This is a genomic window from Pseudomonas donghuensis (genome assembly GCF_000696345.2).
GTDB classification, from domain to species: Bacteria; Pseudomonadota; Gammaproteobacteria; order Pseudomonadales; family Pseudomonadaceae; genus Aquipseudomonas; species Aquipseudomonas donghuensis.
In genome coordinates this window covers 108,637-126,886 of sequence record NZ_CP071706.1, presented here as the reverse complement: position 1 = coordinate 126,886, position 18,250 = coordinate 108,637, and the positions used below count along the sequence as shown (strand labels likewise).

The window sequence follows — 18,250 nt, the reverse complement described above, 5'->3', positions numbered from 1 at the left end:
TGTGGATAAACCGGCCTTCAGCCCTGGGGGCCGGTTTTCATCAGTTCCAGCAAACTCAGGCACTGCCTGACCTGCGGCGAGTTATCCCCAGCCCGGTAGCTGAGAATGATCGGCGACACTGCGGTCTTTTCAGGCAGCGGTGCATAAACAATGTCGGCGCGATGCTGGCTTTGCACGGACGCCGGTACCAATGTTATCCCCAGGCCAGCAGCAACCAGGCCCAGCGCAGTCTGCAGTTCGTTGGTCCATTGGATAACCTTGATATTCACTCCCTGGGCAGTGAACAGCGCCATGATGTGGTCGGCGTAGCTTGGTCGCGGGTTGGCCGGGTAAAGCACGAAGGGCTCATCCGCCAGGCGTTTGAGGTCCAGGGCCTGATCGAGCAAAGGGTGCCCGCAGGGCAGGGCAACCACCAACGCTTCCTCGCGTAGCAGCACCTGTTCGATGGTCGGATCCTTGATGTGGATGCGCCCGAAGCCGACATCGATGCGCCCGGCCTTGAGCGCCTCGACTTGCTGCAGGGTGATCATTTCCTGCAGGCCCAACTCCAGTTTCTCATTGCGCCGCAGTTGGCGGATCAACTCGGGCAGCAAGTCATAGAGCGTCGACGGCGCAAAGCCGATGCGCAGCCACTGGCGTTCACTGTTGGCGATGCGCCGGGTGCCTTCGGCAATCTGTTCGAGCTGGTCGAGCAGGGCGGCGCTTTGTTCGTGGAAAAACCGCCCGGCCTCGGTCAGGCGCAGCGGCCTGCCGCGCTCCAGCAGCTCTACTCCGAGGGTGTCTTCCAGCTGGCGGATCTGCCGGCTCAGGGGCGGCTGGGCGATGTGCAGCTGCTCGGCGGCACGGGTGAAGTTGAGGGTTTGCGCGAGTACCCGGAAGTAGCGCAGATGACGCAGTTCCATGATACCTCCAGGGTATGGTTGCCTACCCAACGGATATTGGACTGCCTGCTGGCGCTGGCGCAAGCTGCTGCCTTGTGGATAACCAGACCCTGTGGATATCGTCGAACCAGAATAACAATGAGGCCAGCCCATGAGCAGCCAACTGTTGAGCGAGCGCAGCCGTGTGTTCCAGCATGCCGACCCTTATGCGGTGTCCGACTACGTCAACCAGCACGTTGGCGGTCACAGCCTGCGCTTGCCGCGCACGGGTGACCTGCAGGCGAGCATCAACCATCGCAAGTTTGCCAGCATCGACCTGTGCCGCCTGAGCTATGGGGGCAGGGCGCGGATTACTTCACCGGCGCTGGGCAGCCTGTATCACCTGCAGATCTTGCTCAAAGGGCATTGCCGTTCAAGTTGTCGCGGCGACGAGCATCACTACGTGCCGGGCGAGTTGCTGTTGATCAATCCGGATGATCCGGTTGACCTCACCTACTCGGCCGACTGCGAGAAGTTCATCCTCAAGCTGCCGGCCAGCCTGCTCGAACAGGCTTGCCTGGAACAGCGCTGGCAATTGCCCGAAGGCGGTATCCGCTTCACCAGCGCGCGGCATGCCACGGGCGCGCTGGAGGGGTTTATCGGCCTGCTCGGGCTGGTGTGTGACGAAGCCGAGTCCACCCAGTCGCTGGCGCAAGTGCAGGAGCATTACGGGCGCATTGTCGCCAGCAAGCTGCTGAGCCTGTTGGGCAACAACATCGATCGTTGCGAACCCGGGTTGCAGACTCACTCGTTCGAACAGTTGGCGGCCTATATCGATGCCAACCTGCACCAGGACATCGGTGTCAGTCAGCTGATGACGGTGGCGCGGGTCAGTGAGCGCTCGTTGTACACGCTGTTTGAGCGTCATGCCGGTCTGTCACCCAAGGGTTATGTGCGCCAGCGCAAGCTCGAGCGTATTCACGCGGCCCTGCAGGACCCTTCCAGCCCGGTGCGCAATGTCACCGAAATCGCCTTGGACTATGGCTTCCTGCACCTGGGGCGCTTCGCCGAAAGCTATCGCCAGCGCTTCGGCGAGCTGCCTTCGGTCACCTTCAAACGCCACCGCTGAACGCTCGTCAGCCCCTGCGCAATCTGGATAGCGATTCGCAGGAAACGGCTATTGGCGCCTCGCTGCTGCTCCTAACCTGACCCTGCGAACACTGCCCGGCCCTGTGCCTTGCAGCTATCGCCATTCGGGTTTCGATAACAACAACAAAAGAGACACGCCTCATGCGAGCGATCGATATCAATAGCCTGATCGATCAGGCGAAGTTCAATTCCTTTCACTGGCGTGTGCTGTTCTGGTGTGCGCTGATCATCATCTTCGACGGTTACGACCTGGTCATCTACGGCGTGGTGCTGCCGGCCTTGATGCAGGAGTGGGGCATGACCCCGTTGCAGGCCGGTGCCCTGGGCAGCTACGCGCTGTTCGGCATGATGTTCGGCGCCCTGGTGTTCGGCCCGCTGTCGGACCGAATCGGGCGCAAGAAAGCCATTACCCTCTGTGTGATCCTGTTCAGCGGCTTTACCGTGCTCAACGGCTTTGCCCGCAACCCCGCCGAGTTCGGTCTCTGTCGCTTTCTGGCTGGCCTTGGGATCGGCGGGGTGATGCCCAACGTGGTGGCGCTGATGAATGAATACGCGCCCAAGCGCATGCGCAGCACCCTGGTGGCGATCATGTTCAGTGGCTACTCGGTGGGCGGCATGCTCTCGGCCGGGTTGGGCATCGTCCTGTTGCCAGCCTTCGGTTGGCAGTCGGTGTTCTATGTGGCGATCATCCCCTTGCTGGTGCTGCCGCTGATCCTGCGCTACCTGCCCGAGTCCCTGGGTTTCCTGGTGCGCCAGGGCCGCACCGAGCAGGCCAGCCAGTTGCTGCAGCGGGTTGAGCCGAGCTATCAGGCGCAAGCGGGCGATCGCCTGGAAGTGTTGACCGGCACTAACGCCGGTGGCTCGGTACCGCAGCTGTTTCGCGAAGGTCGGGCGCTGAGTACGTTGATGCTCTGGGTCGCGTTTTTCTGCTGCCTGTTGATGGTCTACGCACTCAATTCCTGGTTGCCCAAGCTGATGAACAACGCCGGCTACGGCCTGGGCTCGAGCCTGGCGTTTTTGCTGGTGCTGAACTTCGGCGCGATCTTTGGTGCGGTGGGCGGCGGCTGGATTGGTGACCGTTTCAAGCTCGACCGGGTGCTGGTGGTGTTCTTCGCCGTGGCGGCGTTGTCGATCAGCCTGCTCGGCTTCAAGAGCCCTGCACCCGTCTTGTACCTGCTGATTGCCATAGCGGGTGCGACCACCATCGGCACGCAGATTCTCGCCTATGCCTGTGTGGCTCAGTACTACCCCATGGGGATTCGTTCGACGGGTCTGGGTTGGGCCTCGGGTATTGGTCGCAGCGGGGCGATTGTCGGGCCGATCCTGGGTGGGATGCTGCTGGGGATCCAACTGCCGCTGGCGTTGAATTTCATGGCCTTTGCCCTGCCGGGTGCGGTCGCGGCGGTGGCGATGATGGTGTTTGCTGGGCGTGGTGCTGGCAGGGGCAGGGCACCGTTGCCGTCAGCGGCATAGCCAAATAACCGCGTTGGCCCTATCGCTGGCAAAGCCAGCTCCCACAGTGGTCGGAGTGCATAGCGTTCTTGTGGGAGCTGGCCTTGCCAGCGATGCAGGCGCCGCAAATTTACAAGCCAAAACAACAATAACAAGAGCACCGCTACCATGAACAACTTCCCACACTGCGGGTTGCTGTCCTGCTGCGCCCTGAGTTTCTGTGCCAATGCCGCCGAGCCGGGTTTTATCAAGGACGCCAGCGCTACCCTGCAAGCGCGCAACTACTACTTCAGCCGCGACTTTTCCGGCATTGTCGGTGCCAACCAGCAATCAAAGGCTGAGGAATGGGGCCAGGGGTTCATCTTCACCTTCAAGTCCGGTTATACCCCGGGCCCCCTGGGCTTGGGCGTCGATGCCATTGGCCTGCTCGGCCTCAAGCTCGACAGCAGCCCGGATCGCACCGGCACCGGTTTGCTGCCGGTGCAGGACGATGGCCGCGCTGCCGATGAGTACAGCCGGGTCGGCGCCACGCTGAAAATGCGCTATTCGAAGACCGAGCTGAAAGTCGGCGAGCTGCAGACCAACCTGCCGATCCTGCAATACAACGACTCGCGCCTCCTGCCGCCAACCTACCAGGGCGTCAGCCTGAGCTCTGCCGAGATAGCCGGCTTGACCCTGCAGGCCGGTCACCTGAGTTCAACCAGCCTGCGCAACGAAGCCGGTGATGAAAAGATGATCGCCATGCTCGGCCACCTGCCCCAGCGCCAGGCCGACAGCGATGCCTTCAACTATGCCGGTGGCGACTACAGCTTCAACGCCAATCGCACCACTGCCAGCCTCTGGTATGGGCGCCTGGAAGATATCTACCAGCAAGGTTTTATCGGTTTGAAGCACAGCCAACCGATGGGCGAGTGGACCCTCGGCGCCAACCTCGGTTACTTCGCTGCCAGGGAGCAGGGGGATGCGCGCATTGGTGAGGTCGACAACCAGGCGTTTTATTCGCTGCTGTCGGCCAAGCGTGGCGGGCACACGTTCAGCGTCGGCTATCAGGCAATCTATGGTGACGATGCTTTCCCGCGGGTGTTCCCGAATATCTCGCCGCTGGGCAACGAAGTGCCAACCTATGAGTTCGCCTACACCGACGAGCGTTCCTGGCAGGTGCGTTATGACTATGACTTCGTCGCCATGGGCGTACCGGGTTTGACTGCCACCGTGCGTTACCTGAAGGGCAATAACGTCGATACTGGGCTGGGCTTCGAGGGCAAGGAACATGAGCGCGATCTTGACCTTGGCTATGCGGTGCAGAGCGGGTTGCTCAAAGGGCTGGGGATACGACTGCGCAATGCCATGGCGCGGTCCAATTACCGTTCGGACATTGATGAGAACCGGGTGATCCTGAGTTACACCTGGACGTTGTTGTAAGCCATCAGGGCCTCATCGCTGGCAAGCCAGCTCCCACAGGGGCTGCGGTGATCTCTGTGGGAGCTGGCTTGCCAGCGATGCTTTTGGAAACACACCGTCCATCCCCAGGTTGCTCGCCGGCCAGTGCTATCGCTTAGACTGGCCGCATAACTACAACGAGTGACCTGGTATGGCTGGTATGGCCGATATGGGTATGGAGAGTCCCCTGCTCAGCGAACGCAGCCGGGTGTTCGAGCGTGCAGACCCTCATGCGGTGTCGACCTACGTCAACCAGCATGTCGGCCCCCATTGCATTCGCCTGCCGCGCTACGGGCATCCCGAGGCGTACCTCAACCATCGCAAGTTCGCCAGCCTCGACCTGTGCCGAATCAGCTATGGCGGCGATGTGCGGGTGATGTCGCCAGCGCTGGAGAACGTTTTCCACCTGCAAATCCTGCTGCGCGGCCACTGCCTCTGGCGCCGTGGCCGTGAAGAGCGCCTGCTGACCCCCGGCGGGTTGCTGCTGATCAACCCTGACGAGCCGGTCGACCTGGCCTATTCCGCCGACTGCGAGAAATTCATCCTCAAACTGCCCACCCGCCTGCTCGAGTCGGTGTGTGACGAACAGCGCTGGCAGCGCCCCAGCGAAGGCGTGCGCTTTCTCGATCATCACTACCAGTTGCTGGCGCTGGAAGGCTTTGCCGGGCTGCTGGCGATGGTCTGCCAGGAGGCCGAAAGCAGCGAGCCGATGCTGCGGGTGCAGGAGCACTACAGCCAGATCGTCGCCAGCAAGCTGCTGACCCTGATGCACACCAACGTCAGCCGTGAAGCGCTGAGCAGCCAGGCGGCATCTTTCGAGCGGATCGCCGAGTACATCAACGCCAACCTCAAGCAGGACATCTGCAGCGAACAGCTGGCGCAGCAGGCGAGCATGAGCCTGCGCTCGCTGTATGCCTTGTTCGAGCGCAACGCTCGCACCACGCCCAAACTGTACATCCGCCAGCAGAAACTCGAGCGCATCCGCGCCAGCCTCGGCGACCCCGACTGCAAGGTGCGCAATATCACCGAACTGGCCATGGACTATGGCTTCGTCCACCTCGGGCGTTTCTCTGAGCACTACAAGTCGCTGTTCGGCGAACTGCCCTCAGACACCCTCAAGCGTCGCCTCTGACACTTTGCAGAAAACGGATAAAGGTCTGCACAAAGCGGATATTTGCCGTGCCCCTCGCTCCCTAACCTGACATGGCCTGAACACAATAACAACGGAGGCCCCGGCCATGTCCCTGGGATTCGATTACCTTAATTCCCTGCTTGAAGAAGATCAGGAGAAGGGCGTCTTTCGCTGCAAGCGCGAGATGTTCACCGACCCCCGTCTGTTCGATCTGGAAATGAAACACATCTTCGAGGGCAACTGGCTGTACCTTGCCCACGAAAGCCAGATTCCCGAAAAGAACGACTTCCTCACCACCACCATGGGGCGCCAGCCGATCTTCATCGCGCGCAACAAGGATGGGGTACTCAATGCCTTCCTCAATGCCTGCAGCCACCGCGGTGCGATGCTGTGTCGGCACAAGAGCGGTAACCGCTCGTCCTACACCTGCCCCTTCCACGGCTGGACCTTCAACAACTCCGGCAAGCTGCTCAAGGTCAAGGATCCGGTCGACGCCGGCTACCCGGCGAGCTTCAACTGCGAAGGCTCCCACGACCTGACCAAGGTCGCCCGTTTCGAGTCCTACCGTGGCTTCCTGTTCGGCAGCCTCAACCCGGACGTGGTGCCGTTGGTGGAGCACCTGGGTGAGTCGGCGAAGATCATCGACATGATCGTCGATCAGTCGCCCGACGGCCTGGAAGTGCTGCGCGGCTCCTCGTCCTACATCTATGAAGGTAACTGGAAGCTGACCGCCGAGAACGGCGCCGATGGTTATCACGTCAGCGCCGTGCACTGGAACTACGCCGCCACCCAGAACCAGCGCAAGCAGCGCGAGGCCGGTGCTGAGGTGAAAACCATGAGCGCTGGCGGCTGGGCCAAGAGCGGCGGCGGCTTCTACTCCTTCGACAAGGGCCATCTGCTGCTCTGGACCCGCTGGACCAACCCCGAGGACCGGCCGCTGTTCGAGCGCCGTGACGAACTGGCTGCCGACTTCGGCCAGGCCCGCGCCAACTGGATGATCGAGAACTCGCGCAACCTGTGCCTGTACCCGAACGTGTACCTGATGGACCAGTTCAGCTCGCAGATCCGCATCGCCCGGCCGATCGCCGTCGACAAGACCGAGATCACCATCTATTGCATCGCCCCCAAGGGAGAGAGCGACGAGGCGCGGGCCCAGCGCATTCGCCAGTACGAAGACTTCTTCAACGTCAGCGGCATGGCAACCCCGGATGACCTGGAAGAATTCCGTTCCTGCCAGATGGGCTATCAGGGCGGGCGCGGCTGGAACGACATGTCCCGTGGCGCCACCCACTGGGTCGAAGGCGCCGATGCCGCCGCCCAGGAAATCGACCTGCATCCGCAACTGAGCGGCGTGCGTACCGAAGACGAAGGCCTGTTCGTGCTGCAACACAAGTACTGGCAGGAAACCATGCTCAAGGCGCTTGCCGCCGACCAGCAACTGATCCCCGTGGAGGCCGTGCAATGAGCATTTCCTTCGAGCAAGTGCGCGACTTTCTCTTTGCCGAAGCACGCTACCTGGACGACAGCCAGTGGGACAACTGGCTGGAGTGCTACGCCGCCGACGCTACCTTCTGGATGCCGGCCTGGGACGATAACGACCAGCTCACCGAAGACCCGCAACGGGAAATCTCGCTGATCTGGTACGGCAACCGTGGCGGCCTGGAAGACCGGGTATTCCGGATCAAGACCGAACGCTCCAGCGCGACCATGCCCGACACCCGGACCTCGCACAACATCAGCAACATCGAGCTGCTGGAGCAGGGCGAAGGCCTGTGCAAGGTGCGCTTCAACTGGCACACCCTGAGTTTTCGCTACAAGACCGTCGACAGCCACTTCGGCACCAGCTTCTACACCCTCGATGTTCGCGGTGAACGGCCGCTGATCAAGGCCAAGAAGGTAGTGCTCAAGAACGACTACGTGCGTCAGGTCATCGACGTTTATCACATCTGAATCCTGCTTTGCTGCGAGGTGCGCCATGCACAAGATCGCCTTGAATTTCGAGGACGGGGTCACCCGTTTCATCGACGCTACCGCTGAAGAAACCGTGGCCGATGCCGCCTACCGCCAGGGCATCAACATTCCGCTGGACTGCCGCGATGGCGCCTGCGGTACCTGTAAGTGTTTTGCCGAAGCTGGCCGTTACGACCTTGGCCAGGAATACATCGAAGACGCCTTGAGCGAGGAAGAGGCCGCCCAGGGTTATGTGCTGACCTGCCAGATGCGCGCCGAGAGCGACTGCGTGGTGCGTGTGCCGGCTTCCTCGCAACTGTGCAAGACCGAGCAGGCCAGCTATCAGGCCAGCATCAGCGCCGTGCGCCAGCTGTCGGACAGCACCATTGCCCTGTCGATCAAGGGCGAGGCCCTGAGCCGCCTGGCCTTTTTGCCGGGGCAGTACGTCAACCTCGGCGTGCCCGGCAGCGAGCAGACCCGCGCCTATTCCTTCAGTTCGTTGCAGAAGGACGGCGAGGTCAGTTTCCTGATCCGCAACGTGCCGGGCGGCTTGATGAGCAGCTTCCTGACCGGCCTGGCCAAGGCCGGCGACAGTATGACCCTGGCTGGCCCCCTGGGCAGCTTCTACCTGCGCGAGATTCGTCGACCATTGCTGCTGCTGGCCGGTGGCACCGGGCTGGCGCCGTTCACCGCGATGCTCGAGAAGATCGCCGAAGAGGGCAGCGAGCATCCGCTGCACCTGATCTACGGCGTCACCAACGACTTCGACCTGGTCGAGTTGGACCGCCTGCAGGCCTTTGCCGCGCGCATTGCCAACTTCAGCTTCAGCGCCTGCGTGGCCAACCCCGAGAGCCAGCATCCGCTCAAGGGCTACGTCACCCAGCACATCGAGCCGCGCCACCTCAACGAAGGCGATGTCGACGTGTACCTGTGCGGCCCGCCGCCGATGGTCGAGGCGGTCAGCCAGTACATCCGCGAACAGGGCATTACTCCGGCGAACTTCTACTACGAGAAATTCGCTGCCGCCGCTGCCTGAAGCCGTTTTATGGGGCCGGGCGCATCGTGCGGGTACGGTCGGTCCCTTTTTTATTCGAGGTTGTCATGAACAGATTCACCAACAAGGTTGCGCTGGTTACCGGCGCGGCGCAGGGGATCGGCCGCCGTCTGTGCGAGCGTCTGCTCGAAGAAGGCGCGACGCTGGTGGCCGTGGATCGCTCGGAACTGGTGCATGAACTGCAAGGCGAGGGCGTGCTGAGCCTGACCGCCGATCTTGAACAGCACAGCGAATGCAGCCGGGTAATGGCTGCGGCGGTGGAGCATTTCGGCCGCCTTGATGTGCTGGTCAACAACGTGGGCGGCACTCTCTGGGCCAAGCCGTTCGAGCACTACGAAGCGGCGCAGATCGAAGCGGAAGTGCGCCGCTCGCTGTTCCCCACCCTGTGGTGTTGCCATGCCGCGCTGCCATACATGCTCGAACAGGGCAGCGGGTCGATCGTCAACGTCTCCTCGATCGCGACTCGCAGCATCAATCGCGTGCCCTATGGCGCGGCCAAGGGGGGCGTCAATGCCCTGACCGCCTGCCTGGCCTTCGAAACCGCCGGGCGCGGTGTGCGGGTCAATGCCACGGCGCCGGGTGGCACCGAAGCGCCGCCACGGCGGGTGCCGCGCAACAGCGCGGAGCAGAGTGGCGAAGAGAAAATCTGGTACCAGCAGATCGTCGACCAGACCCTCGACAGCAGCCTGATGAAACGCTACGGCAACCTCGATGAACAGGTTGGCGCGATCCTCTTTCTCGCTAGCGACGAAGCCTCTTACATCACCGGCACGGTGCTGCCGGTCGGCGGCGGCGACCTCGGTTGAGCGCCCCTGGAGAACCTTGATGAGTCATCCCCTGATTGAACGCATCTCGACCCTGATCGTCGACCTGCCAACCATTCGCCCGCACAAGCTGGCGATGCACACCATGCAGCAGCAAACCCTGGTGATCATCCGCCTGCAGTGCAGCGACGGCATCGAAGGCCTCGGCGAAGCCACCACCATCGGCGGCCTGGCCTATGGCAACGAAAGCCCGGAAAGCATCAAGCAGAACATCGACAGCTACTTTGCGCCGCTGTTGGTCGGGCTGGATGCCAGCAACATCAACGCCGCCATGCAGCGCCTGGACAAGGTGATCAAGGGCAACACCTTCGCCCGCTCGGGGATCGAAAGCGCCTTGCTCGATGCCCAGGGCAAACGCCAAGGCCTGGCGGTCAGCGAGTTGCTCGGCGGGCGCGTGCGCGACAGCCTGGAAGTGGCCTGGACCCTGGCCAGCGGCGACACCGGGCGCGACATTGCCGAGGCCCAGCAGATGCTCGACCTGCGCCGCCACCGGATCTTCAAGCTGAAGATCGGTGCCAGTGAAGTGGCCCATGACCTGCGCCATGTCATCGCGATCAAGCGGGCCCTGGGTGAGCGCGCCAGTGTGCGCGTCGACGTCAACCAGTATTGGGACGAGTCCCAGGCGATCCGCGCCTGCCAGGTGCTGGGCGACAACGGCGTCGACCTGATCGAGCAACCGATCTCGCGCATCAACCGTGCCGGCCAGGTGCGCCTGAACCAACGCAGCCCGGCGCCGATCATGGCCGATGAGTCGATTGAAAGCGTCGAGGATGCCTTCAGTCTCGCGGCCGACGGCGCGGCCAGCATCTTCGCCCTGAAGATCGCCAAGAACGGTGGCCCGCGGGCCGTGCTGCGAACCGCGCAAATCGCCGAAGCCGCCGGTATCGCCCTGTACGGCGGGACCATGCTCGAAGGCTCGATCGGCACCCTGGCTGCCGCGCACGCCTTCGTCACCCTCAACCAGCTGACCTGGCACACCGAGCTGTTCGGCCCGCTGCTGCTGACGGAAGAGATCGTGGTCGAAGCGCCGCTGTACCGCGACTTCGCCCTGCACGTGCCACGCACCCCCGGCCTTGGCCTGACCCTGGACGAAGAGCGCCTGGCGTTCTTCAGCCGCAAGTAAGCAAGGAGAGACGCCATGTTGTTCCACGTGAAAATGACCGTGAAATTGCCCCTGGACATGGACCCGGCCAACGCCGCGCAGCTCAAGGCCGACGAGAAGGAACTGGCCCAGCGCCTGCAGCGCGAAGGCAGCTGGCGCCACCTGTGGCGCATCGCCGGGCACTACGCCAACTACAGCGTGTTCGACCTGCCCAGCGTCGAAGCGCTGCACGACACCCTGATGCAACTGCCGTTGTTCCCCTACATGGACATTGAGGTCGACGGCCTGTGCCGCCACCCGTCATCGATCCACAGCGACGACCGCTGAACACCGAGCGCCGATAACAACAATTCGAGGTAACCCGTCATGACCGTGAAGATTGCTCACACTGCCGATATCCAGACATTCTTCGAAGAAGTCAGTGGCCTGCACAACGACCAGGGCAACCCACGCCTGAAGCTGCTGACCCAGCGCATCGTCAACGATGTAGCGCGCCTCATCGAAGACCTGCAAGTGACCCCTGACGAGTTCTGGAAGGCGGTCGACTACCTCAACCGCCTCGGTTCGCGCCAGGAAGCGGGCCTGCTGGTGGCCGGGCTGGGCGTCGAGCACTATCTGGACCTGCAACTGGATGCTCAGGATGCCGAAGCCGGCATCAGTGGCGGCACCCCGCGGACCATCGAAGGCCCGTTGTATGTGGCGGGCGCACCACTGGCCGAAGGCGAAGTGCGTATGGACGATGGCCGTGACCCGGGCACGGTGATGTTCCTCCAGGGCCGCGTGCTGGATGAACAAGGTCAGCCGGTGGCGGGCGCCGTGGTCGACCTGTGGCATGCCAACACTCAGGGCACCTACTCGTATTTCGACAGCACGCAGTCCGAGTTCAACCTGCGCCGGCGCATCGTTACCGACGCCGAAGGCCGCTACCGCGCCCGCAGTATCGTGCCGTCGGGCTACGGTTGCCCTGCGGACGGGCCGACCCAGGAGTTGCTCACTCAGCTCGGTCGTCACGGCAATCGCCCAGCGCATATCCACTTCTTCATCTCGGCGCCTGGCTACCGGCACCTGACCACCCAGATCAACCTGGCGGGCGATGAGTACCTGTGGGATGACTTCGCTTATGCCACCCGTGACGGGTTGATTGGCGAGTTGCGCTTTGTCGAGGATGCGGCGGCGGCCGATGCCCGTGGGGTAGAAGGGCGCTTTGCCGAGATGGACTTTGACTTCCGGCTGTTGAGTGCGCCCAAGCCTGCCAGTGAACAGCGCAGCAAGCGGCCGCGGGCGTTGCAGGACGTTTGAGGCCGGGTTGAATCCATCGCTGGCCCCTTGGTGATCATCTTCCAGGCCGCCCACAGCGCCCAGCTGTCGGCGGCCGAACTGTCTTCGTGGGTCTGGGCGATTTCCATCGGCAGTGGTCTGCTTGGGGTGATTCCTCAGCCTGTGGCGACGGGCGCCACAGGTTGGCAGGGCAGGGGCGGCCGACTGATCAGATCTGCATGGCTTTGCCATCGACGTTCATCGCCGCCTGGCGCAGGGCCTCGGAGCGGGTCGGGTGCGGGTGGCAGGTGAGGGCGATGTCTTCGGCCGAGGCGCTGAACTCCATGGCCACGCAGTATTCGCCGATCATCTCGCTGACGCTCGGGCCGACCAGGTGCACACCCAGCACTTCATCGGTACGGGCGTCGGCCAGGACCTTGGCAAAGCCTTCGGTCTCGTGGTTGATCTTGGCCCGGCTGTTGGCGCTGAAAGGGAACTTGCCGACCTTGTATTCACGGCCCTCGGCCTTGAGCTGCTCTTCGGTCTTGCCGACGCTGGCCAGCTCCGGGCGGGTGTAGATGACCGCCGGGATCAGGTTGTAATTGACCTCGTGAGCCTTGCCGGCAATTTGCTCAATGCAGGAGATCGCTTCGTCCTCGGCCTTGTGCGCGAGCATCGCCCCGGAAGTGGCATCGCCGATCACCCAGACCCCTGGCACGCCGGTGCGATGGTGCTGGTTGGCGAGCATGCCGCGCTTGTCGGTCTCAAGGCCGACGCTTTCCAGGCCCAAGCCCTGGGTGTAGGGGCGACGGCCAATGGCGACCAGCACGTAATCGGCTTCGAGGGTTTCGGCGCTGCCGCCAGCGGCAGGCTCCAGGCTCAGGTTCACCCCTTGCGCCGAAACCGTGGCCTGGGTGACTTTGCTGCCGAGCTTGAACTTCATGCCTTGCTTGGCCAGGGAGCGTTGCAGGGTTTTTGCCGCTTCTTCATCGGTGCCGGGGCAGATGCGATCAAGGTACTCGACCACGGTTACCTGGCTGCCCAACCGGCGCCACACCGAACCCAGCTCCAGGCCGATGACCCCGGCGCCGATGACCACCAGGTGCTTGGGCACTTCACCCAGGGCCAGGGCGCCAGTGGAGTCGATAATGCGCTGGTTGTCGATGGTCACGCCTGGCAGCGGCGTCGGCTCCGAGCCGGTAGCGATGACAATGTCCTTGGCCTGCAGCTCAGTGATGACACCCTGCTCATCGCTGACCGTGACCCGGCCGACGCCATCGAGCTTGCCCCAGCCCTTGATCCAGTCGACCTTGTTCTTGCGAAACAGGAACTCGATGCCTTTGGTCAGGCCGCTGACGCTTTCGTCCTTCTGTTTCATCATCTGCGCGAGGTTGAGGGTTGGTTTGACCTCGATGCCAAGGCTGGCGAACTCGCCGCCTACTGCCGCTTCATACAACTCAGAGGCATGCAGTAGCGCTTTGGACGGCATGCAGCCGACGTTCAGGCACGTGCCCCCCAGGGTTGAACGACCTTCGACGCACGCCACGCTCAAGCCAAGCTGGCCAGCACGAATAGCCGCGTTGTAGCCGCCAGGCCCGCCGCCAATGATCACTACATCATAGGTTTTCATTGTTGTACTCCAGGATGAAGAATCGACAATGGCGCCAAGACTAATCTGCACAACGGCTGATTGTATACAATTGATCGTGGGTACCCGCCGCGCCCGCAAGGTCTGGAACGGGCCCGGCAGGCTCAGACTATGGTCTGTATTAGCTGAAACTTGCTGTGAATGAACTACCCTTTTGGACAGACGTCCGATGAAAAAAGGAGGCTAATTTCATGCTTGCGCAACTTCCACCTGTTCTGCAAAGCCTGCGACTACCACTGCGACTGAAGCTCTGGGATGGTCATGCGTTCGATCTGGGGCCCAAGCCGCAAGTCACCATCCTGGTCAAGGATCCGCAGCTGATTACCCAACTGGCCCATCCGAGCCTGGATGAACTGGGCGCTGCATTTGTCGAAGGCAAGCTGGACCTGGAGGGCTCCATCGGTGAGGTGATTCGTGTCTGCGATGAACTGAGCGTAGCCTTGCTCAAGGATGAAGAAGACCCACAGCCGGTGCGCGCCGAGCATGACAAGGCTACCGATGCGGCGGCGATTTCCTACCACTATGACCTGTCCAACGCCTTCTACCAGTTGTGGCTGGATAGCGACATGGCGTACTCCTGCGCCTATTTCAAATCACCCACCAACACCCTGGAGCAAGCCCAGCAGAACAAGTTCGAGCACCTGTGCCGCAAGCTGCGCCTGCACAAGGGCGATTACCTGCTCGATGTCGGCTGTGGTTGGGGCGGGTTGGCACGTTATGCGGCCAGGGAGTTCGGTGCCAAGGTGTTCGGCATCACCCTGAGCAAGGAACAGCTCAAGCTGGGCCGTGAACGGGTCAAGGCCGATGGCCTGGAGGGGCAGGTGGAGCTGCAGATTCTCGATTACCGCGACCTGCCCCAGGACGGGCGCTTTGACAAGGTGGTCAGCGTTGGCATGTTCGAACACGTCGGCCATGCCAACCTGGCGTTGTACTGCCAGCGCCTGTTTGGCGCGGTGCGCGAAGGGGGCCTGGTGATGAACCACGGCATTACCGCCAAGCACACTGACGGGCGACCGGTCGGGCGGGGCGCGGGCAACTTCATTGAGCGCTACGTGTTCCCCCATGGCGAGCTACCGCACTTGTCGATGATCAGCGCACGGATCAGCGAGGCAGGCCTGGAAATCGTCGACGTCGAAAGCCTGCGCCTGCATTACGCGCGGACTTTGGAGCACTGGAGCAACCGCCTCGAAGCACAACTGGACAAGGCTAGCGCGCTGGTACCGGAGCGGGCCTTGCGCATCTGGCGCCTGTACCTGGCCGGCTGCTCCTATGCCTTTGCCAAGGGCTGGATCAACCTGCACCAGATACTGGCAGTGAAGCCTTTCGCCGATGGCAGCCACGATTTGCCGCTGACCCGCGAAGATTTCTACCGCTAAGACAGCTTACAGAATCGGCGAAATCAGCCGTGCGATACGCATCCCCAGTTGTTGCAGGCGGTGCGTGTCGCGAGTGTCTTCGGCGGTGATCTCCCGGGCGCGATCAAAGTCATCGGTGAGCATGGTTTCGACCTGATCGGCAAATTCGCGGTCGACGGTCAGCAGCATGATCTCAAAGTTGAGCCGAAACGAACGGTTGTCGAGATTGGCGCTGCCGATGGCACTGATCTCGTTATCGATCAGCACCACCTTCTGATGCAGGAACCCTGGTTCAAAACGAAACATCCGCACCCCGGCGCGCACCGCCTCGAAGGCGAACAGGCTGGAGGCGGCGTAGACGATGCGGTGGTCCGGGCGTGAAGGAATCAGGATGCGCACGTCGACGCCGCGCAGCACCGCCAGGCGCAGGGCGGCGAACACCGCTTCGTCGGGGATGAAGTAGGGGCTGGTGATCCACAGCCGCTCACGCGCCGAATGGATCGCCTCGACGAAGAACAGCGAACAGGTTTCCTGTGGGTCGGCCGGGCCGCTGGCGAGCACTTGGCAGAGCACGCCGTCTTCCGGGTAGGTCTCCGGCAGGATCAGCGGCGGTAATGTCCGTGACGCCCAGAACCAGTCTTCAGCGAACGACTCCTGCAGGCAGGCCAACACCGGCCCACTGACCTGCACGTGGGTATCGCGCCAGGGCGACAGCTTGGGGTTAGCGCCCAGGTACTCATCGCCAACGTTATGTCCGCCAACAAACCCCAGCAGGCCATCGACCACGACGATCTTGCGGTGGTTACGGAAGTTGACCTGGAAGCGGTTGAACCAGCCGCGACGGGTCGCGAAGGCGCGGATGTTCACGCCACCCTCGCGCAGTGTGTGGTTGTAGGCCGAGGGTAGGGCGTGGCTGCCGACGCTGTCGTAGAGCACGTAGACCTTCACGCCTTCGGCGGCTTTTTTCAGTAGCAGGGCTTGCAACTGCCGCCCCAGATCATCGTCGTGAATGATGAAAAACTGCACCAGCACTGTGTCGCGAGCACCGGCGATGGCGCGAAAGATCGCATCGAAAGTGGCCTTGCCGTCGACCAGCAAGCGCACCTGATTATTGGCCAGGCAGGGCATGCGCCCGAGCCTGGGCATCGCCCGCAGCGCGCCATAGGACTCCGAGTTGCGTGCGGCCAGCGCTTCCTCGACCCACGGTCGCCAGTTCAGGTCCGCCATGGCCACGTGCATTTCCCGGTTGGCCTGGCGCCGGGCCTCGATGTAGGCATCGAAGGTACGGCTGCCGAACACCAGGTAGGGGATGAGGGTGAAGTAGGGAATGAACAGCAGCGACATTGCCCAGGCAATCGCCCCCTGAGCGGTGCGCACTGTGAACACCGCATGCAACGCGGCGATACCGCCGAGCAGGTGAATCACACCAATGAGATAACCGAAGAAGTAGGGGCTGTGGTAATCCATACGCATCCTGCTGTCCGAAGGCTCTGCCCCTAACAGAGCATGTTCCAGGCCGCCGTTGCAACCGAAAGCACAAAATGACGTCTAAGCTGTGTTCCAGCTTGGGGCTGGAGTTTTGAGGAGTCATTACATGAAGAGTCGTCTGCCAATGCTGGCACTGGTGCTGGGCCTGGCGAGCCCGTTGGTGCATGCGCAGATGTTGCAACCTGGCCTGTGGGAGCTGACCACCAGCAACATGCAGGTCGATGGCAAGCCACTGCCGGACATGGGCTTCATGCTCGGCCAGCTGAAGAATCTGCCGCCAGAGCAACGGGCGATGATCGAGGGCGGCCTGGCCAAGCAAGGGATCAGTGTGGCGGGTCAGGGGGTGCGCTCCTGCCTGACCCCCGAGCAAGTGAAAAGCAACGACATCCCGCTGCAAGATCCCAAGTCTGGTTGCACTCAAAAAATCACCGAGCGCAACGGCAATGTCTGGAAATTCACCTTCAGTTGCCCGAAAGCTCAGGGCAATGGCGAAGCCACATTTCTCAACAATCGCGAGTTCCTGACCAAGGTCAACGGTACCTTCAACGCTTCCGGTGTGCAGCAGCAAGGCAGCATGAATACTCGTGCGGTGTGGCTGGGCAATGATTGCGGTACGGTCAAGCCGCGAACCTGAAGCGCCTCACCAGTGCCATTGGCTGTGGGCAACTGCGTCGTGGGCATGCAGGCTTTCGGCATGTTCCACGCGCAGGTTGAAGCCGCCGAGCCAGGGTAGCGTCTTCAAAGCCACATGAAGCCGTCGGGCGGCATCTTCGCAGAACATCAGATTCTGACCGTTGGCCAACGCAAAAGCCTGTTCATCAGCACGCTTTACCGCAGTTTGTACCGCGGTACCCAAGGCTTTTTCAGCGTGGTCGATCAGCGCTTCTATCGGCAGCTCATTAATGCCTTGGCGCAATCGAGCCTGCAGCTTCGCTACGCTGCGTTGGCTGTGAGGTGTGGCGACGATGCCCTGGGCACTTCCGAGCCAACTCAAGACAGCCTCATGGCTCAAGGTGCGATTGCCAAAGTCGGTGAGAAATTGCTGCTGAATCAACTGCCGGGCCAAGGCAGCGGAACAGGGGCAGGTGGAGGAATACTCCACATCGACAAATAGTTCCACGTGGAACACTCCGTCTTTTAGCTGCGCATTCAGGGTAACCGGATAGGCTTTCCAGCCCGCCAACGGGCTGATCAAGGCAGGGCGTTTGAGCATCAGTTCGAAACGAAGGGTCAAGAAGGCGCTGGCGGAAAGGCCGATGTGGCTGTCGAGAAAGCACTCCAGCACCGCGTTCAGCAACACAGGACTCAAGGCCTGGTGTTCCAGTGCCTCCAGCGCCAGGTACAAGCGCGACATGTGAATGCCCCGGGACGCGCCATCATCAAGGCTGACACCTGCGTCGGCACTTGCTCGCAGAATCTGCCCGTTGATCTGCAGCGGCAGGGCAATGCCACACATGCCTACCCAATCCAAGGGCAACTGGCTGTTGGTGGCTTGGGCAGCGATGTCAGGAAGGGTGAAAGCGCTCATCAGTGGTTCAC

General features: G+C 62.0%; 17 protein-coding genes and 1 pseudogene. 14 read left to right on the top strand and 4 right to left on the bottom strand.

The window, feature by feature from the left end; genetic code table 11:
* Nucleotides 1-17 precede the first annotated feature (17 nt).
* Entirely contained in the window at nucleotides 18-902 is an 885-nt protein-coding gene (locus BV82_RS00630) for a LysR family transcriptional regulator (RefSeq protein WP_036995276.1), read from the bottom strand.
* 130 nt (nucleotides 903-1,032) lie between these two features.
* Between BV82_RS00630 and BV82_RS00625 the strand changes: the two genes are divergently transcribed.
* From BV82_RS00625 to BV82_RS26295, 12 genes and pseudogenes are all read left to right on the top strand, one after another.
* Complete coding sequence (locus BV82_RS00625) at nucleotides 1,033-1,989, top strand: AraC family transcriptional regulator (RefSeq protein WP_010222760.1); 957 nt, start codon at nucleotides 1,033-1,035, stop codon at nucleotides 1,987-1,989.
* Nucleotides 1,990-2,150: 161 nt separating this feature from the next.
* Complete coding sequence (locus BV82_RS00620) at nucleotides 2,151-3,482, top strand: MFS transporter (RefSeq protein ID WP_010222761.1); 1,332 nt, start codon at nucleotides 2,151-2,153, stop codon at nucleotides 3,480-3,482.
* A 147-nt stretch (nucleotides 3,483-3,629) separates the two neighbouring features.
* Nucleotides 3,630-4,883: an OprD family porin gene (locus BV82_RS00615; RefSeq protein WP_036995275.1), complete on the top strand. Its 1,254-nt coding sequence runs from the start codon at nucleotides 3,630-3,632 to the stop codon at nucleotides 4,881-4,883.
* A 193-nt stretch (nucleotides 4,884-5,076) separates the two neighbouring features.
* Nucleotides 5,077-6,033, top strand: a complete 957-nt coding sequence (locus BV82_RS00610) for an AraC family transcriptional regulator (protein ID WP_010222763.1) — start codon at nucleotides 5,077-5,079, stop codon at nucleotides 6,031-6,033.
* 106 nt (nucleotides 6,034-6,139) lie between these two features.
* Nucleotides 6,140-7,498, top strand: coding sequence for a benzoate 1,2-dioxygenase large subunit (gene benA, locus BV82_RS00605; RefSeq protein WP_036995274.1), 1,359 nt, complete (start codon nucleotides 6,140-6,142; stop codon nucleotides 7,496-7,498).
* The gene (benB, locus tag BV82_RS00600) at nucleotides 7,495-7,983 is read left to right on the top strand and encodes a benzoate 1,2-dioxygenase small subunit (RefSeq protein WP_036995272.1); all 489 of its coding nucleotides are present in this window, start codon (nucleotides 7,495-7,497) and stop codon (nucleotides 7,981-7,983) included. Before benA ends, benB begins: the two co-directional genes overlap by 4 nt.
* 25 nt (nucleotides 7,984-8,008) lie before the next feature.
* Complete coding sequence (gene benC / locus BV82_RS00595) at nucleotides 8,009-9,019, top strand: benzoate 1,2-dioxygenase electron transfer component BenC (protein WP_010222766.1); 1,011 nt, start codon at nucleotides 8,009-8,011, stop codon at nucleotides 9,017-9,019.
* A gap of 65 nt (nucleotides 9,020-9,084) precedes the next feature.
* Nucleotides 9,085-9,843: a 1,6-dihydroxycyclohexa-2,4-diene-1-carboxylate dehydrogenase gene (locus BV82_RS00590; RefSeq protein WP_010222767.1), complete on the top strand. Its 759-nt coding sequence runs from the start codon at nucleotides 9,085-9,087 to the stop codon at nucleotides 9,841-9,843.
* A 19-nt stretch (nucleotides 9,844-9,862) separates the two neighbouring features.
* Complete coding sequence (locus BV82_RS00585) at nucleotides 9,863-10,984, top strand: muconate cycloisomerase family protein (RefSeq protein ID WP_036995270.1); 1,122 nt, start codon at nucleotides 9,863-9,865, stop codon at nucleotides 10,982-10,984.
* Between the two features lie 15 nt (nucleotides 10,985-10,999).
* Nucleotides 11,000-11,290, top strand: coding sequence for a muconolactone Delta-isomerase (catC, locus tag BV82_RS00580; RefSeq protein ID WP_010222769.1), 291 nt, complete (start codon nucleotides 11,000-11,002; stop codon nucleotides 11,288-11,290).
* Between the two features lie 39 nt (nucleotides 11,291-11,329).
* Entirely contained in the window at nucleotides 11,330-12,262 is a 933-nt protein-coding gene (gene catA, locus BV82_RS00575; protein WP_036995268.1) for a catechol 1,2-dioxygenase, read from the top strand.
* Between the two features lie 6 nt (nucleotides 12,263-12,268).
* A pseudogene (locus BV82_RS26295) lies at nucleotides 12,269-12,424 on the top strand (benzoate/H(+) symporter BenE family transporter); the annotation flags it as partial.
* Between the two features lie 25 nt (nucleotides 12,425-12,449).
* Here BV82_RS26295 and lpdA read toward each other — a convergent pair.
* Nucleotides 12,450-13,850 carry a dihydrolipoyl dehydrogenase gene (lpdA, locus tag BV82_RS00565; RefSeq protein WP_036995266.1) on the bottom strand — a complete coding sequence of 467 codons (1,401 nt, stop codon included), beginning with the start codon at nucleotides 13,848-13,850 and terminating at the stop codon, nucleotides 12,450-12,452.
* A 209-nt stretch (nucleotides 13,851-14,059) separates the two neighbouring features.
* On the opposite strand from lpdA, the gene cfaB reads away from it, so the two are divergent.
* On the top strand, nucleotides 14,060-15,244 hold the full coding sequence (gene cfaB, locus BV82_RS00560; RefSeq protein WP_010222772.1) for a C17 cyclopropane fatty acid synthase CfaB: 1,185 nt from the start codon (nucleotides 14,060-14,062) through the stop codon (nucleotides 15,242-15,244).
* Between the two features lie 6 nt (nucleotides 15,245-15,250).
* Here cfaB and cls read toward each other — a convergent pair whose 3' ends face one another.
* Nucleotides 15,251-16,690: a cardiolipin synthase gene (gene cls / locus BV82_RS00555; protein WP_010222773.1), complete on the bottom strand. Its 1,440-nt coding sequence runs from the start codon at nucleotides 16,688-16,690 to the stop codon at nucleotides 15,251-15,253.
* 127 nt (nucleotides 16,691-16,817) lie between these two features.
* On the opposite strand from cls, the gene BV82_RS00550 reads away from it, so the two are divergent.
* Nucleotides 16,818-17,345: a DUF3617 domain-containing protein gene (locus BV82_RS00550; RefSeq protein WP_010222774.1), complete on the top strand. Its 528-nt coding sequence runs from the start codon at nucleotides 16,818-16,820 to the stop codon at nucleotides 17,343-17,345.
* Nucleotides 17,346-17,351: 6 nt separating this feature from the next.
* Here BV82_RS00550 and folE2 read toward each other — a convergent pair whose 3' ends face one another.
* Nucleotides 17,352-18,239 (bottom strand): GTP cyclohydrolase FolE2, encoded by an 888-nt coding sequence (folE2, locus tag BV82_RS00545; RefSeq protein ID WP_010222775.1) that lies wholly within the window; start codon nucleotides 18,237-18,239, stop codon nucleotides 17,352-17,354.
* Nucleotides 18,240-18,250: the final 11 nt, after the last annotated feature.

Bases quoted from the DNA above. Each gene is read 5' to 3' on its own strand.
- BV82_RS00630 (WP_036995276.1), bottom strand. From the start codon at position 902: ATGGAACTGCGTCATCTGCGCTACTTCCGGGTACTCGCGCAAACCCTC.
- BV82_RS00625 (WP_010222760.1), top strand. From the start codon at position 1,033: ATGAGCAGCCAACTGTTGAGCGAGCGCAGCCGTGTGTTCCAGCATGCC.
- BV82_RS00620 (WP_010222761.1), top strand. From the start codon at position 2,151: ATGCGAGCGATCGATATCAATAGCCTGATCGATCAGGCGAAGTTCAAT.
- BV82_RS00615 (WP_036995275.1), top strand. From the start codon at position 3,630: ATGAACAACTTCCCACACTGCGGGTTGCTGTCCTGCTGCGCCCTGAGT.
- BV82_RS00610 (WP_010222763.1), top strand. From the start codon at position 5,077: ATGGAGAGTCCCCTGCTCAGCGAACGCAGCCGGGTGTTCGAGCGTGCA.
- benA (WP_036995274.1), top strand. From the start codon at position 6,140: ATGTCCCTGGGATTCGATTACCTTAATTCCCTGCTTGAAGAAGATCAG.
- benB (WP_036995272.1), top strand. From the start codon at position 7,495: ATGAGCATTTCCTTCGAGCAAGTGCGCGACTTTCTCTTTGCCGAAGCA.
- benC (WP_010222766.1), top strand. From the start codon at position 8,009: ATGCACAAGATCGCCTTGAATTTCGAGGACGGGGTCACCCGTTTCATC.
- BV82_RS00590 (WP_010222767.1), top strand. From the start codon at position 9,085: ATGAACAGATTCACCAACAAGGTTGCGCTGGTTACCGGCGCGGCGCAG.
- BV82_RS00585 (WP_036995270.1), top strand. From the start codon at position 9,863: ATGAGTCATCCCCTGATTGAACGCATCTCGACCCTGATCGTCGACCTG.
- catC (WP_010222769.1), top strand. From the start codon at position 11,000: ATGTTGTTCCACGTGAAAATGACCGTGAAATTGCCCCTGGACATGGAC.
- catA (WP_036995268.1), top strand. From the start codon at position 11,330: ATGACCGTGAAGATTGCTCACACTGCCGATATCCAGACATTCTTCGAA.
- lpdA (WP_036995266.1), bottom strand. From the start codon at position 13,850: ATGAAAACCTATGATGTAGTGATCATTGGCGGCGGGCCTGGCGGCTAC.
- cfaB (WP_010222772.1), top strand. From the start codon at position 14,060: ATGCTTGCGCAACTTCCACCTGTTCTGCAAAGCCTGCGACTACCACTG.
- cls (WP_010222773.1), bottom strand. From the start codon at position 16,690: ATGGATTACCACAGCCCCTACTTCTTCGGTTATCTCATTGGTGTGATT.
- BV82_RS00550 (WP_010222774.1), top strand. From the start codon at position 16,818: ATGAAGAGTCGTCTGCCAATGCTGGCACTGGTGCTGGGCCTGGCGAGC.
- folE2 (WP_010222775.1), bottom strand. From the start codon at position 18,239: ATGAGCGCTTTCACCCTTCCTGACATCGCTGCCCAAGCCACCAACAGC.